Source organism: Loigolactobacillus bifermentans DSM 20003 (assembly GCF_001434575.1).
Lineage (GTDB): Bacteria > Bacillota > Bacilli > Lactobacillales > Lactobacillaceae > Loigolactobacillus > Loigolactobacillus bifermentans.
This window is the reverse complement of the sequence record NZ_AZDA01000034.1, coordinates 1-15,232: the sequence shown is the minus strand read 5'-3', so window position 1 is coordinate 15,232 and position 15,232 is coordinate 1. Positions and strand designations below refer to the sequence as shown.

The window sequence follows — 15,232 nt, the reverse complement described above, 5'->3', positions numbered from 1 at the left end:
TTTTAATTCGTTGATGTTGCAGACTTCCCAGCTGCTGAAGTTGGATTAAAGATAGCCTTCGCTTGTTTTGTGGTCAAGGTTACGTTAAAAGCCTTCTTATAATAGGTCTTGGCTTCTTGCACCATGTTCACATTTTTAAACTTGCTTGGATAAACGGTCTTAGCGGCCCACATTAAGGTTAATGGCGTATCCACACCTGGTGTGTAACTGCGGTACATCCCTAAAGGCATCTTGTAAACTTGTTTGTTCTTAACCGCTTGGACTTTGCTCCAGTCAGTATTGCCGATCTTATTATTGTACAAGTCTGATGGTTGTGCAGTGGTAAAATTCGTTACCAAGATGACTTGTGGATTCCACTTATAAACCTGTTCAGCGTTAACTGGCATTGCATTGCCTTTGCCAGCTGTATTGGCGACATTTTTAGCACCAATGGCTTTGGCCCAGTAAGCGGCGAAAGAAGCTTTCCCGCCTGAGGTAATGGTACTAGCCGTATACTGATGTAAAATGAACACGCTTTTACGCTTGCTAGCTGGAATGGTTTTGACTTGTTTTTGGACCCGTGCATACATCTTGTCACTATAATTCTTGACAACCTTGGCACGATTTTGACGGTTTGGATAAAGTTTAGATAATAAGCCATACCAGTTATTCAAGGTTTCAATGGTATTGCCTTTCCATTTGCCGACAGAAACCCCAACGGCATTAAAACCAGCTTGCGTCAACTGTTGCTTCACTTTAGGATTTTCAGCTGGATAAAAGACAATATCTGGATCAGACTTTTTCAATTCTTCTGTATTAATAGTCGACCCACCATTATCATTCACAGTTTTGACTTTGGTAATGTTAGGATACAGTTCGCCTAACAGTCCATTTTTAGCAGCCGTCATGCTGGCTTCTGGCATGTAAACCAATCGATCAGCCGAATTGAAGAAAGTGGTAACTACGGCTGAAAATGGCCAAATACCGACAACCGCGATGCGTTTACTATTTTTTGGCACCGTTACTTTTGCACCGGCTTCATCCGTCACTGTAATATTTTTGCTAGTGGTGGCGGCACTTACGGTTGTTGCCGTCGTCGGTTTGGCAAAGGTAACCAACGGTAACACCATGGCCAGAACTGCGACAAATAGTAACAAGCGCTTTTTAATTTGTTTCATTTCGAAAGACTCCCCAAAATTTTAAAAGGCAGCAGCTGCAGAGGAAGGCTTGAAGATCTTCTGGGCTTGCTTAGTGGTTAACTTCACATCAAATACTTTCTTATAATATTGTTTCGTTTCTTTGGTGATATTCACATCTTTAAACTGCTTTGGATAAACGGTTTTCGCTAACCATAACAGTGTAATCGGTGTATCAACGCCTGGCGTATAGCTCCGGTACATCCCTAATGGCATCTTGGTGACTTCTTTGTTCTTCACTGCTGACAATTTGCTCCAGTCATAATTGCCAATTTTATTATTGTATAGATCTGACGGTTGCGCCGCATTAAAGTTGGTAATCAAAATCTTATCAGGATTCCATTTATAGATTTGTTCCATGTTCACTGTTGCATCATTAGGCGCTGTCATGCTCTGACTGACATTTTTAGCCCCGATGGCCTTGGCCCAATATTGACCAAAAGCATTTTTACCAGCAGTGGTAATGGCAGAATCACTATATTGGAATAAGAAGAACAATTTTTGTTGCTTCGCCGGACTGATATTTTTTACCCGTTTTTGAACGCGGTTATAAACCTGATTACTGTAATTCTTGACTGTTGTGGCCCGCGTTTTATTTTGCGGGAACATCTTAGATAACAACGAAATCCAATGGTTTAATGTGACAATTGAATCATAATGCCATTTGCTAGTTGAGACCCCAACAGCTGTGAAACCAGCGTTTTGCAATTGCTTCTTTTGTTGCACAGTTTCAGCATTATAGAAAACCACATCGGGATGCAGCTTCTTCAATTCTTCCGTGTTGATGGTTGTTCCCTTTACAAAGCTAGTTTTGGCTTTTAAAATACTAGGATATAAATCAGACAACAGCCCATTTTTCGCAGCCGTCATACTAATATCCGGCATTCCCACAATTTTATCAGCGGAATTGAAGAATACTGCTAAAACAGAGGGCAACGGATATAGTGATGCCACTGCAATTCGCTTGATATGCTTCGGTACTTTAACGGTGTCACCAGCTTCATCCTTGATCGTAATAGTTTGACTGGATTTTGTGGCAGCTTGAACGTTTCCCGCATGACCTACCACACCGGCTAATGGCACTGACAACGCGAAAATCGCCAGTACCGTCAGCAAAATGTGTTTTAATTTTCTCATGATGAGTACTCCCCAAAGTTTAGTATGCTGAAATCAAAAGGACGATTATTTAATAATCAGCTGCATTAGAAGATGGTTTATACATCTGATTGGCTTGCGCATTCGTTAAGTTCACGTTAAAGACTTTCTTGTAATAAGTCTTCGTTTCTTTAGTAATATTAATATCCTTGAATTGCTTTGGATAAACCGTTTTCGCCATCCAAAGTAACGTAATTGGCGTATCAACACCTGGGGTATAGCTCCGATAAGCCCCTAATGGCATCTTGTAAACTTGCTTGTTCTTAACGGCCTTCACTTTACTCCAGTTATAATTGCCAATCGTATTCTGATAAAGGTCTTTTGGTTGGGCCTTGGTAAAGTTTGTTACTAGAATCTTATCTGGATTCCACTTATAGATTTGTTCCATCGTGACGTTTGGCAAGCTATCCTTAACAGAGTGGCCGGCATTGATCGCATTGATTGAGTCTGCCCAATATTGGCCAAAGTGTTCTTTACCAGAAGTTGTGATCACAGATTTGTCATATTCATGCAAGAATAAAATCTTTTGCTGCTGAGCAGGTTTAATCTTTTTAACCCGGCTTTGAACTAAATCGTATTCTTTCTTGCTATAAGCATTGAAGACTTTAGATTTGTTGTTCTTTGGGAACATTTTAGATAGCAACGCAATTTGCTTATTTAGAATTTTCCGAGTGTCATAATGACTACCTGCATAGGAAATCCCAACTGGTGTAAATCCGGCGTTTAATAGTTGCTTCTTTTGTGCGGCATCTTCTGCACTGTAGAAAACAACATCTGGATTCAGTTTTTTCAACTCTTCCGTATTAATGCTGGTTCCCTGATCAAAACTGGTTTTAGCCTTTAAAATATTGGGATAAAGCTCCGATAATAAACCACTTTTAGCGGCCGCCATACTCGCTTTAGGCATCCCAACGATTTTATTAGCTGAATTGAAGAAAACGGTTAGTTCAGCTGGCAATGGCCAAGCGCCGACAATCGCAATCCGTTTAATATTACGCGGAACGGCTACTTTATCGCCGGCTTCATCCTTAATCGTAATGGTTTTACTGTTTTTTGTTGTTGCCGCTTTAACGCTGCTCTGGTTTCCTTTAACCCCGGCTAATGGTACTACTAAGGCAAAAATCGCTAGCGCAGTTAAAATGAATCGTTTTAACTTTCGCATGCTTTGCACTCCCCAATTAATGTGCTGACAATTAATTTGCAGATGCACTAGCAGATGGATGATACATCTTCTTAACTTGTGCATTTGTCAGATTAACGTTAAAGACTTTTTTATAATACTGTTTCGTTTCCTTTGAAATATTAACATCTTTAAATTGCTTTGGATAAACAGTCTTTGCCATCCATAGTAACGTTAATGGTGTATCAATTCCTGGTGTGTAACTGCGATAAGTTCCCAGTGGCATCTTGTAAACTTGCTTATTTTTAACGGCCTTCACTTTACTCCAGTCGTAATTACCAATCGTATTCTTATATAGATCATTTGGCTCAGCCGTTGTAAAGTTGGTAATCAAAATTTTGTCTGGATTCCACTTATAGATCTGTTCCATATTAATGTTGGCCGCATTATCGTTTTTCATCGTGTGTCCAACATTAGTGGCGCCAACTGAATCAGCCCAATATTGACCAAAGAACTTATCGCTAGAGGTTGCAATTAAGGATTTATCGTACTCATATAGGAAGAAAACTTTTTGACGCTGAGCAGGTTTAATGTTCTTAACCCGTTTTTGCACAAAATCATATTCCTTTTGACTATAATCACTGACAACCTTCGCTTTATTATTCTTAGGGAACATCTTAGACAACAAGGCAATTTGCTTATTCAACGTTTTAATGGTGTCATAATGCCATTTACTATTTGAAATACCAACTGGTGTAAAGCCTGCGTTCAATAACTGCTTACGTTGTTCTGGCGTTTTTGCGTTATAGAATACAACATCTGGGTTTAATTTTTTCAATTCTTCAGTATTGAACGAATCCCCATTGTCATAATTTGTTTTAGCTTTTAGAATATTAGGATATAACTCACCTAACAATCCCTTCTTGGCCGCAATCATACTGGCCTTAGGCATCCCAACAATTTTATCTGCAGAGTTAAAAAAAACTGTTAATTCTGCCGGTAATGGCCAAACCCCAACCACTGCAATGCGCTTGATATTACGTGGCACCGTCACTTTATAGCCTGCTTCATCTTTGATCGTAATCGTTTTGCTCTTTTTGCCGGTTGTTGTTGCTGCTTTAACATTACTTGCACTACCATGTACGCCAACAAGTGGCACCGTTAAAGTCACAATCGCCAATGCAGTTAACATGAAACGTTTCAACTTTCGCATATTCCGGACTCCCCAAATTAATAACCTAGTTCGTTTTCAATCTCAACTTTTTAATAAGCAGAGGCCTTTGAAGAAGGATTAAACATCTTCGTGACTTGGGCATTGGTTAAGTTCACGTTAAAGACTTTCTTGTAATAGTTCTTAGTTTCTTTGTTGATGTTAATATCTTTAAATTGTTTAGGATAAACGGTTTTGGCCATCCACAGCAGGGTTAATGGTGTGTCCACACCTGGTGTGTAACTCCGGTATGACCCTAAAGGCATTTTGTAAACTTGCTTGTTTTTAACGGCCTTGACTTTACTCCAGTCGTAGTTGCCAATGGTGTTGTTGTACAAGTCCTTTGGTTGCGCTTTGGTAAAGTTGGTGATCAAGATCTTATCTGGGTTCCACTTGTAAACCTGTTCCATGGTGACATTTGTGGTATTGTTGTGCTTCAACTTGTGGGCAACGTTAACGGCACCAATCGAATCAGACCAGTATTGGCCGAAGAAGTTGGCACTTGAGGTGGCTAACATGGACTTATCGTATTGGAATAAGAAGAAAATATTTTGGCGATCAGCAGGCTTGATTTGTTTAACCCGATTTTGAACCAAGTCATAGTTCTTCTTACTATACTTTTGCACCACTTTGGCTTTGTTGTTCTTAGGGAAAATCTTAGATAACAACGCGATTTGCTTGTTCAACGTCTTAATGGTGTCGTAGTTATACTTGGTAAAGGAGATCCCAACGGCAGTAAACCCAGCGTTTAACAGTTGTTTCTTTTCGACCTTGTTTTCAGCGCTATAGAATACCACGTCTGGATCAAGTTTCTTTAATTCTTCGGTATTCACCGTTGTGCCTTGATCAAAGCTTGTCTTGGCTTTTAAAATATTGGGATACAATTCCCCAAGTAGACCATTTTTAGCCGCGATCATACTGGCTTTCGGCATCCCAACGATTTTATCAGCAGAGTTAAAGAACACCGCTAATTCGGCGGGTAATGGCAAAGCGCCCACCACGGCGATCCGCTTGATATTCTTTGGCACAGCGACTTTATCGCCAGCTTCATCCTTAATCGTAATGGTTTTATTGCTGCTACTTGTCGTTGCAGCCTGAACTGGTGTGGCATGACCACTGACCCCCACCAGTGGCACCACCATTGTGACAATTGCTAACCCAGTGACAATGAGTTTCGTTAATTTTCGCATCATTACACTCTCCAATTTTAATGTGCCTTTTTTACGCGATTGCAACCCAATCGTGCTTTAAAATAATCTGAATAAGTCCTTAAAACGCCGACGCCGCTGACGTCGGATGGTACATGGTTTGTAACTGTGCTGTCGTTAACGTCACATGATACAGCCGTTGATAATAGTCTGCGGTAACTGCAAGCAGATCAAGTTCCGCAAATAAGTCTGGATAAATGGTTTGTGCCAACCACAGTAGGGTTAACGGATTGTCCACCCCTGGCGCAAAGCTCCGGTAAGAACACAAGGGCATTTTATAAACTTGCCGGTGCTGAACCGCTGCTAAGCTTGTCCAGTCATCCGTTCCGATTTGATTTTGATATAACGCTTCAGGCTGAGCCTTGGTAAAGTTAGTAAGTAGCATCTTTTGTGGTTGCCAAGTTGCAATTTCCGCTAAATCAGTGGCCACCCAGCCATTTTCCTGGTGCGTTTCAGCAACGTTACGCGCCCCAACCGCCTGCGCCCAATATTGACCGAAGAACTGCGCCCCTGAGGTAAACAATTCATGCGCATCATACCGAAATAGGAAAAATACGCGCTGCCGTTGTGCTGCGGTTAGGCCTTGTACGCGCGCTTGAACATGCTGCAAGCTTTTGGCGGTGGCTTGGCGCACAATGTCAACTTTCGCATTGGGCTGAAACAGTTGAGCTAACCAGTTGATTGCTTCGTCCAACGTTTGCACGGCATCATATTGCCACAAACTGGATGAAAGCCCCACAGCTGTTAAACCGGCTGCTTGGAGTTGTTGCTGGTGTTCAAGCGTATCCGCATCGTAAAAAACCAAATCTGGTTTTAAGTTCTGAATCGCCGCCACATCCAGCCGATAACCTTCTGAAAAATCAGTGCGTGCGTTTAAAAGCTCTGGATATTGTTGGCCTAAAAAGCCCTGTTGTGCTGCCACCCAGCTGGCCTGTGGCACGGCAATCAAGTGCGGTGCCAAATCAAAGAAAATCGTTAAAATAGCCGGTAACTGCAATGCACTGGCCACAACGATCCGTTGTGGCTTGCGCGGGACTTGCACTCGGGTTCCAGTATGATCGATTACTGTGATTGTTGCTTGCTGTGCCACACCTTTCATTCCTTTCTAGCGCTTATGGGTTAATAAGCAGATGCTGCTGCCGTTGGGTTAAACATTTTCTGAACCTGACTGTCCGTTAGCGTTATTTGAAACACTTTTTGATAGTAATTTTTGGTTTCAACGGTCATATCAATGTCCTTAAACAAATCAGGATAAACGGTTTTCGCTAACCATAATAAGGTTAACGGCGTGTCGATCCCCGGCGTATAACTGCGGTAGACCCCCAGCGGCATTTTATAAACCTCATGGTTTTCAATCGCCGCCACATGCCGCCAGTCATAGTCGCCAATGGTATTGTGATACAGATCAGCGGGTTCTGCTGCTGTGAAATTCGTGATCAAAATCTTAGCCGGATTCCAACGATTGATTTGCGCCATGGTTACAGTTGTGGCATTATCATGTTCCAACATGTGTCCTACATTAATGGCACCAATGGCATCAGACCAATACTGACCGAAAAACATGGCACCCGATGTGGCTAACGTTTTGGCATCATAACGGAATAAGAAAAAGATTTTTTCACGTTGATCGGCCACCGCCTCAACCCGTTTTTGCACCTGTTCATAAGCCTTCAAACTGTAATCATTGACGATTTTGGCTTTATTATTTTCTGGAAATAGTTTCGCCAACAGACTGACTTGTTCATCTAACGTTTTGATGGCATCATAATGCCAATTGCTTGACGAAATGCCGACTGGGATCAAGCCTGCGGCCAGCAAATCCGCTTTTTGCTGGGTGTGGTCTGCATTGTAAAACACCACATCCGGCTTGAGTTGTTGTACTTTAGCAATGTTCATGACACCATTTTCATCAAAGCCGGTGTCCGCTTTTAAAATGTCAGGGTATAGTTCCCCTAACAAACCGTTTTTTGCGGCGATCATACTCGCTTTGGGCATGCCGACAATTTTATCCGCAGCATTGAAGCATACCGTTAAAACAGCAGGTAATGGTAAGGCACCAATCACCACGATCCGTTGAATTTGGCGTGGTACAGCGACTAAATCGCCAGCCTCATCCCGCACGGTGATCACATCATCATGTTTTCCAATTTCACTCAAATTTTGAACTTCCTCTCTCAAACACTGGTTAACAGCCGATTTTTAACGTCATCTCTGACAAAAAATTAGCCTTGAATTTCTGCTTGAAAATCCTCAAATTCAGTGACTAAATTCCGCATTTTTCCATGGTTAACACGCCCAGAAAAGGCTTCATGGGGCAATGAAATAAACCGCGCTGTCTCTGGACAAATTGGCTGATACATAGGATCCGCAATAATAGTCGTGGCATCATTCAAGAATGGCTTCAACTCATCTTCATCACACGCTGGCAGGCACCCTTTGCTTAATAATTCAGGCGCCGCATCCACTGGACACAATACGGTCGCGCCAGCGCCAGTGGCGTCATAAAACGCATTCACTAACGTTAAGCGGTTAACACTTTCGCCAATGATAATCGTCTTATTATCCGGGTGTGGTTGGCACAATGAGGTGCTGGTCCCCGTTTCAGCCGCTTGATGTAAGGCTGAAACGAGTTTATCAGTAAAGGCCTTGCCATAGGGAATACCGATCACATAAGGAATGCCGAAACGCTTTTGCAAGACTTTAGCAGCCAACAAACCACCAGCTGAAACCACTAAATTGACATGCGCAGCACCAGCTTGTTCAATGTCTTCTAACGTCCCGCCCATGGCCCAGTTCGACTGGATTTTCACACCACGATCGGTTAAGGCTTGTTCCATGGCTTGCACCGTACCGTTTAATGAAAAGTCTAACGGTGTCACCCCTAATAAGTTCACTGAAAAAGTGGTTGACTTTGGTACCTCCGCTTGACAAACGCGCTTGGCCAATTCGGCAAACGCCAAGTTATCCCCTGAAATATACGAGTTCATGCCATTGGTATCAAACCCAAAGGTCATAATGCCCGTCGCATGTTCCACTTCCCGCGCCAACGCTGGGAAATCAGTCCCCACTACCATAGGAATTGGGGAGCCACCTAAGGCGATAAACTTTGGGTGTAACCGTTGCGCTGTTTCAATGGTGTCGTTAATAAACTTGGAATCATCACCTAAAATGGCTTGGGTTTCGGTTAAACCAGAAATGAAGATCATACTGTCCATTTCATACCAACGCGGTTCATCATGGGTGCTATAAATACCAGCATAACCGCCAGCATCGTGCATCACCGTCATGCCGCCAAGCTCATATAAGGCAGAGCCGACGCCAGACGTATCACAACTATAAGTTGAAATAATTTGCGCTGTGTGTTTCATAGACAATTGCACCCCCAACCTAAGGCTTTCACTTGGATCACTGATTCAACGTCCTTAGGTGTTTGATAAGCGTCTTCCATTAATGCCGCAATCTTTTGTAAGCCATCAAAGCCGTCAAAACCAGCTCCTTGCACAATGTTGACAAAATAAGGACTGTTGGTGAAGTACGCTGCTTTTTGACCAATGGCCAAGACTTTGTCGTCCGTGCTACGATCAATCATCCGCATACCGGGATCCACACTAGGATGCACTCGTAGCTCAGGCGTACTGGCTTGCAAGGCCTTTAAATCGTCCTGATCATATTCATCAAATCCATCCACGTATAGGTCCGTTACGTTAAAGCCATGGGCTAACAACACCCGAGCCAAGCCTAAAATCCGGGGACTAAAGCTAGAGTCGATGTAAATTGGTGTGTCGCCAATCAGCGCGTAAGCATGGGCTAACGCGGCATCTGTTTGAGCACGTAAAGCTAGATCCGGTTGATAGTCCAAATGTAAGGCATCTGCTAACGTCTGCAAGTTTTGTTCGATTTCATCGTAATTATAAGTGTATGGCAAATGCAGGTGTTCTTGACCATAACGCACTTTCATCAACTTGCCTGCCGCCATGGCTGGTGATTGCCGGGTAATGGCAACCACACTTTTCGCCATTTCTTGATAGTCTGCATAGGTTTGACAGGTGGCAACTTCCCGAACGGTGTAATGATTTTGCGCCAACAATTGATACAGTTCGCTACTATGATCAATGGCGAAATCATCCCCAACAAAGTTCACTGCGTGATCGTCACGTTCAGTGGTTTTCTTTAATAAGGTATACAACTGGCGCCGCATTTTTTGATTCGGATTCCATTTCCCTTTACGCATGATCGGGTTCATGTAGCAATCCGTAAATTGAATTTCAGGATGATCTGCTCGCAAGGTTCCAAAGACCATGTGCAGGTCTAGCCCTAAGAACTGATGGATACAGCTGGTAAACAGTTCAATCGCAGGTGGTGTGTTGGGCAGCTCATCGATAATATGGTTCACCCCATCGATGATTTGGTCTTCCAAATCACCTTGTAACACGTTTTCTTCTGCCACTTCAATGGTGGAAAAACGGTCTGAAACCCCGAGTTCAGCGGCACTTAAGACCACCCCACGCAAGCAACCTTGAGGACAAACATAAATCAAATGTGCTTCAGGTAAAGCTAAACCAGTATGCACAATGGTCCAATGACCACGTGCTGGTGTTGAATACTCCAGGCCAATGTCAAATGGCATGGGAAAACTGACCTGACTAATGGGCAAACAAGTTTTAGGATCTGCCGTTTTCATATTGGTATGGGCATTCATCAACATGAGAGCACCTCACATTCGGCCACAACGCTGTCCGCCAATTGCCGATATTGATCAGATAAGTCAGAATCTGGGAAAGCTTCAACGACGGTTTTACCCAGTTCTTCAGCTGATTGGATCAAATCGCTGCGGTCAATACTCCCAACCACTTTGCTGTGAATGTCTTCTGCAAATTCAGCGACTTTTTCATCTTCGTTTTTCACTTTGCGTCGGTTTAAGATCAAACCGGCAAACTTGGCATAGCCGCGGTTTTTAAACTGTTCAACGGCCATGGAAATATTTGCTGCCGCATAAATCGACATGTTTTCACCAGAAGTGACCACTAACACATAGTCTGCATAACCGGGACGCATTGGCATGGTAAAGCCACCACACACCACATCCCCTAAAACGTCATAAAGGACTACATCTGGCTTGTATTTTTCATAAGCCCCTTTTTCGTCTAACTTGGTTAAGGCGGCAATAATCCCGCGGCCAGCACAACCTAACCCTGGGGTTGGGCCACCGGCTTCGGAACAAACGATGCCTTTATAACCGACCCGCACCATGTCATCTAAGGTAAATGAATCTTGATCTTCTTCATCCAAAGTGAATTGGTCGTGGTCGCCTTCTTCACGAACTAAGTCCAAAACAGTCTTCATTTCATCCTTGCCATCACGTAGTAAAATCGTTGAATCTGCCTTCGGATCGCATCCAATTTGCATGACACGTAATCCTTTGTCTGCCATTGCGGCTGCCATATTTGAAACGGTGGTTGATTTACCAATCCCGCCTTTACCATAAACTGCAATTTTAAGCATGTTCATCCTTCTTTTCTGTGTTTGGCTGATAGTCACCACGACTGGAGATCACGTTGTAACCGATCTGATTCATTTGATCAGTTAACTTCTTGATCCCAGAGGCAGCGTCATCCTTGATTCCGGCCTTGTTGTCATACAATAAATATTGCTTGCGGACACTAAATGGTGATAAATTCGGCATCACCACATTGCACCCTGCCAATACCCCTAGCTGACGTCCATTCCCTTGAACGGTGCCTAACGCCGTGGTTGCAGGTAACAACACATCCGGTTGTAAAATCCGACATAAACTTAACATAAACAAAGTCAGCGTTTCATTGCCTGCAGGATAATCGCGAAACGGTGTCTGACTATGTGGTAAAAATGGCCCAATGCCCAGCATTTCTGGCTTAAATGCTGTGATATATGCCATATCTTCTGCCAAGACTTCTGGTGTTTGAAATGGTGCGCCGACCATAAAACCGCAACCCGTTTGGTAGCCGATTTCTTTTAATTCCTGTAAACACTTCATGCGATGTTCAAAACGTTGGCGTGGTGGATGCCACCGGCGATAAAGCCGTGGATCAGCTGTTTCGTGCCGCAGCAAGTAACGGTTCGCCCCGGCATCAAAAAAAGCTTGGTAAGCTTCGCGAGTAGTTTCGCCAATGGACAACGTAATGGCACATTCAGGATATTGTTGTCGAATGGTGGCAATAATATCGGTAAAACGTTCGGTGGTGAAATACGGATCTTCGCCACCTTGTAAAACAAAGGTCCGAAAACCATGCGCATAACCATCGGCACAACAGGCCAAAATGTCTTCCTTGCTCAGTCGATAACGTTGTAACTGATGGTTCGAGTGACGAATGCCACAATAGCGACAATCATTGCGGCAGTAATTTGTAAACTCAACAATGCCCCGGAAGAAAATGTTCTTCCCAAATTTATCGATCGTTAACTGATGGGCAATGGCGGTGGCATATGCCATATCTTCCCGATCAAATGTGGCGATCAACTGCACCCATTGCGCTTGGGTCAGTTCATGCTGCGTATTCAGTAAGTCGATCAGCGCTTGATTACTAACCATTGGCAGCTTCCTGCTTTGGTACCGCCGTGGTTTTCACAGCCACCCCTGGGAAAACACTGATCTCATGGGCCAAAGACGTTACTTCTTCAGCTGGCGCTGACATGGTGATGGTCGCAATTGTCGCTTTTTGCAACGGCTTTTCATCATGAGACACAATGTACGTCTCATATTGTTTAAGCAACGTGTTGAGTTTAGGTTGAATCCCTGGATCCGTGATAATACACGAAATAAGGGCTAATTGTTGTTGCGTTGAATCGGCCACCTTTTCACACGTTCCTTGTGCTTTGATCACTTTAAGCGGGACCACGCTTTGGTACACGTGACCGGCCGTTTCCGTTTTTCCGATCACTGCTTGGACCCCAAAAGCCTTCTTAATATTTTCTTCCGTTACGATTTTTGAAGTTTCTCCGAAAATGGAAGCGCCACCTTTTTGTAAAATCAACGAATGGGTGGCCCGCGATAACGCATGGTCTGGATAATGGGTGTTGAAGATCACGCAAATGCCTTCAGCCACTAACCGGCTCATGGTGTTTAAGACGATCAACTGGTTTTTAAAATCCAGCGCTGATTCTGGTTCATCCAAGATCAGCAGATCCGGTTTTCCAGCTAACGCTCGGGCAATCAAAACCATTTGAAGTTCCCCACCACTAATTTCATTACAATTTTTGTTCAATAAACGCTGGATTCCCAGTTCTTCCGTTAATTGGACCACTAAGTCACGTTCCTTTTGACCAGGGGTGGCAAAGACACCCACTCGACTGGTGGTCCCTAACAAAATCATATCGGTGACATTTAAAGCTGCAAAGCTGCCGCGAGCTTGTGGCACATAGGCCACCTTTTTCCAAATCTCTTTGGCAGGCATTTGATTGGTGTTTTCACCATCCAGTCGGCTGATTCCTTTGTTCCATTTCAATAACCCTGTGGTGCAGCGTAACAATGTGGTTTTCCCAGCACCGTTAGGACCTAAAATGGCGATCAGTTGCCCTGATTCGGCGGTAAAACTTAGATTCTGAATCACAGGCGTGCTTTTTTTGTAACCAAAACTGGTATGTTCTACCGTTAATTTCATAGTTGCCAGCCTCCTGTTCTGCGCATCAAGTAAATAAAGAATGGTGCTCCGATCAGAGCGGTTAAAATCGAAATTGGAAATTCAGAAGCAGAAATACTACGGGCAACCGTGTCAACCACCACAAGGAAGGCCCCACCTGCTAAAACAGATGCTGGTAATAAAGCCGTGTGGTTGTTCCCAAATTTCATGCGGCACATATGGGGAACTAGTAAACCAACCCAGCCGACTTGACCACACATCGAGACTACCGAAGCGGTGATCATTGTGGCACATAAAATGGTAATCCCGCGCAAAACAGTGACATTTACCCCTGTGGAGCGCGCTTCATCTTCGCTTAATGGCAATAGATTCAAGCGCCACCGTAACAGGAGTAACACAGCTAACCCGACTAAAATAGGCGGTGCCCCTAAGAGTAAAGAATCGTAGCCAGCGGCATCTAAGCTGCCCATTAACCAATACGTGATCGCCGGTAATTGGTTTTCTGGATCGGCTGCAAATTTCACCAACGACACCAAGGCCGAAAACAAGGACCCCATCATGATCCCGGCTAACACCACGCTATTTAAATTACTACGCTTTTTATTACTGCCTGCTAAAATGGTCAAGATCAAAGCTGCTAACCCAAAAATCAAGGAAACCACTTGGACCCCCATTAAACCGAAGTTCATCAGCAGTCCTAAGGCAGCCCCAAATGACGCACCTGACGCAACCCCAATGGTATCCGGCGTTGCTAATGGGTTGGAGAATAAACTTTGAAAGGCACAACCAGCTGCGGATAGCCCGGCCCCTGCCAACAAAGCCAGCAAGATCCGCGGCATGCGCATACTCCATAACACGGTGGCCACTTGTGGGGACACGGTATTGCCGCCAAAAATAGCATCGTGAATGGCATGAAAAATGTCCTGAATCGGCATCGCATAACGGCCAAAGCACAAAGACGCCAGGGCCGCTGCAATTGGCAACACCACTAAAATGATTTTCCAAGGTAAGCTAATGCCGGTACTTTTCTGAGGTTCGTCTTCGGCTGTGCTCATGATTGACTCACCACATTTGAATAAGCCGTTTTCACGCTGATTCCGTTTAACCGACCAATTCCCCCAGATAAGGCGCTAATGGCATCTTGCGGCGCATCGATTGCCACGCTAATAATATGCACCCCCCGTTTTTGATAAGGTAATCCCATCCGGCCGATCACATACTGGCTGTAATCATGTAGCAGTGCATTAAGCTTCGGCACTGACGCCATATCTTCAACAATAATGCCAATCACTGCAATTCTAGTTTCCATAGCTTCCATCCCTTCCCAACAAAAAAAGACCGACCATACCCGGAAGATACAGTCAGTCAGTCGACACGCCAAAAAGCCGTCATGCTCATGATTTATTGTGTCTTCCATCTCAAATTAAATTTCAATGTAGGCTCACACGAAAATATTCAATTTTAATTCAGAGGCTCGGTCGATCAACACATTTAAAAATGGTACGACAATACACTCTGTTACCACTTCCATCTCAAAATAATTTCAACGTAAGTACATGTGAAATATATCATATTTCCCCAGTATTTTCAATGAAATTTAGCGAAAACGTATTATTGCCAAAAGCTTTTATGAACATTTTTTTCACTCAGTGTATTATTTTCAGAAAGAGCGGTACAGATTTATTTATCATGACCTGAATTATGCATATGCATCAAATTGATTGGCCAAATTATCAGTTTTACGTAAT

Annotated in this window: 14 protein-coding genes; all 14 read right to left on the bottom strand. The window is 43.6% G+C overall.

Annotation, left to right across the window (positions count from 1 at the left end; all coding sequences use genetic code 11):
- Positions 1-2 precede the first annotated feature (2 nt).
- Positions 3-1,157, bottom strand: coding sequence for an ABC transporter substrate-binding protein (locus tag FC07_RS05420; RefSeq protein WP_057904112.1), 1,155 nt, complete (start codon positions 1,155-1,157; stop codon positions 3-5).
- A 21-nt stretch (positions 1,158-1,178) separates the two neighbouring features.
- Positions 1,179-2,312, bottom strand: a complete 1,134-nt coding sequence (locus FC07_RS05415; protein ID WP_057904111.1) for an ABC transporter substrate-binding protein — start codon at positions 2,310-2,312, stop codon at positions 1,179-1,181.
- A 49-nt stretch (positions 2,313-2,361) separates the two neighbouring features.
- Complete coding sequence (locus FC07_RS05410) at positions 2,362-3,492, bottom strand: ABC transporter substrate-binding protein (RefSeq protein WP_057904110.1); 1,131 nt, start codon at positions 3,490-3,492, stop codon at positions 2,362-2,364.
- A gap of 31 nt (positions 3,493-3,523) precedes the next feature.
- On the bottom strand, positions 3,524-4,663 hold the full coding sequence (locus FC07_RS05405; RefSeq protein ID WP_057904109.1) for an ABC transporter substrate-binding protein: 1,140 nt from the start codon (positions 4,661-4,663) through the stop codon (positions 3,524-3,526).
- 50 nt (positions 4,664-4,713) lie between these two features.
- Entirely contained in the window at positions 4,714-5,850 is a 1,137-nt protein-coding gene (locus FC07_RS05400) for an ABC transporter substrate-binding protein (RefSeq protein WP_057904108.1), read from the bottom strand.
- A gap of 79 nt (positions 5,851-5,929) precedes the next feature.
- A complete protein-coding gene (locus tag FC07_RS05395; protein WP_162255867.1) occupies positions 5,930-6,958 on the bottom strand; it encodes an ABC transporter substrate-binding protein in 1,029 nt (342 codons plus the stop codon).
- 29 nt (positions 6,959-6,987) lie between these two features.
- On the bottom strand, positions 6,988-8,025 hold the full coding sequence (locus FC07_RS05390) for an ABC transporter substrate-binding protein (protein ID WP_057904106.1): 1,038 nt from the start codon (positions 8,023-8,025) through the stop codon (positions 6,988-6,990).
- Between the two features lie 65 nt (positions 8,026-8,090).
- On the bottom strand, positions 8,091-9,236 hold the full coding sequence (locus FC07_RS05385) for a nitrogenase component 1 (protein ID WP_057904105.1): 1,146 nt from the start codon (positions 9,234-9,236) through the stop codon (positions 8,091-8,093).
- Positions 9,233-10,573, bottom strand: coding sequence for a nitrogenase component 1 (locus FC07_RS05380; RefSeq protein ID WP_057904104.1), 1,341 nt, complete (start codon positions 10,571-10,573; stop codon positions 9,233-9,235). The genes FC07_RS05385 and FC07_RS05380 overlap by 4 nt, the downstream gene beginning before the upstream one ends.
- On the bottom strand, positions 10,567-11,370 hold the full coding sequence (locus FC07_RS05375) for a nucleotide-binding protein (protein ID WP_057904103.1): 804 nt from the start codon (positions 11,368-11,370) through the stop codon (positions 10,567-10,569). The genes FC07_RS05380 and FC07_RS05375 overlap by 7 nt, the downstream gene beginning before the upstream one ends.
- A complete protein-coding gene (gene hydE / locus FC07_RS05370; RefSeq protein ID WP_057904102.1) occupies positions 11,363-12,436 on the bottom strand; it encodes a [FeFe] hydrogenase H-cluster radical SAM maturase HydE in 1,074 nt (357 codons plus the stop codon). The genes FC07_RS05375 and hydE overlap by 8 nt, the downstream gene beginning before the upstream one ends.
- Positions 12,429-13,505, bottom strand: a complete 1,077-nt coding sequence (locus FC07_RS05365; RefSeq protein ID WP_057904101.1) for an ATP-binding cassette domain-containing protein — start codon at positions 13,503-13,505, stop codon at positions 12,429-12,431. The genes hydE and FC07_RS05365 overlap by 8 nt, the downstream gene beginning before the upstream one ends.
- Positions 13,502-14,539 carry a FecCD family ABC transporter permease gene (locus FC07_RS05360; RefSeq protein ID WP_057904100.1) on the bottom strand — a complete coding sequence of 346 codons (1,038 nt, stop codon included), beginning with the start codon at positions 14,537-14,539 and terminating at the stop codon, positions 13,502-13,504. The genes FC07_RS05365 and FC07_RS05360 overlap by 4 nt, the downstream gene beginning before the upstream one ends.
- A complete protein-coding gene (locus FC07_RS05355; protein WP_057904099.1) occupies positions 14,536-14,793 on the bottom strand; it encodes a TM1266 family iron-only hydrogenase system putative regulator in 258 nt (85 codons plus the stop codon). Before FC07_RS05355 ends, FC07_RS05360 begins: the two co-directional genes overlap by 4 nt.
- Between the last annotated feature and the right edge of the window lie 439 nt (positions 14,794-15,232).

Excerpts from the sequence above, each read along its gene's own strand:
- FC07_RS05420 (WP_057904112.1), bottom strand. The coding sequence starts at position 1,157 with ATGAAACAAATTAAAAAGCGCTTGTTACTATTTGTCGCAGTTCTGGCC.
- FC07_RS05415 (WP_057904111.1), bottom strand. The coding sequence starts at position 2,312 with ATGAGAAAATTAAAACACATTTTGCTGACGGTACTGGCGATTTTCGCG.
- FC07_RS05410 (WP_057904110.1), bottom strand. The coding sequence starts at position 3,492 with ATGCGAAAGTTAAAACGATTCATTTTAACTGCGCTAGCGATTTTTGCC.
- FC07_RS05405 (WP_057904109.1), bottom strand. The coding sequence starts at position 4,663 with ATGCGAAAGTTGAAACGTTTCATGTTAACTGCATTGGCGATTGTGACT.
- FC07_RS05400 (WP_057904108.1), bottom strand. The coding sequence starts at position 5,850 with ATGCGAAAATTAACGAAACTCATTGTCACTGGGTTAGCAATTGTCACA.
- FC07_RS05385 (WP_057904105.1), bottom strand. The coding sequence starts at position 9,236 with ATGAAACACACAGCGCAAATTATTTCAACTTATAGTTGTGATACGTCT.
- FC07_RS05380 (WP_057904104.1), bottom strand. The coding sequence starts at position 10,573 with ATGTTGATGAATGCCCATACCAATATGAAAACGGCAGATCCTAAAACT.
- FC07_RS05375 (WP_057904103.1), bottom strand. The coding sequence starts at position 11,370 with ATGCTTAAAATTGCAGTTTATGGTAAAGGCGGGATTGGTAAATCAACC.
- hydE (WP_057904102.1), bottom strand. The coding sequence starts at position 12,436 with ATGGTTAGTAATCAAGCGCTGATCGACTTACTGAATACGCAGCATGAA.
- FC07_RS05365 (WP_057904101.1), bottom strand. The coding sequence starts at position 13,505 with ATGAAATTAACGGTAGAACATACCAGTTTTGGTTACAAAAAAAGCACG.
- FC07_RS05360 (WP_057904100.1), bottom strand. The coding sequence starts at position 14,539 with ATGAGCACAGCCGAAGACGAACCTCAGAAAAGTACCGGCATTAGCTTA.
- FC07_RS05355 (WP_057904099.1), bottom strand. The coding sequence starts at position 14,793 with ATGGAAACTAGAATTGCAGTGATTGGCATTATTGTTGAAGATATGGCG.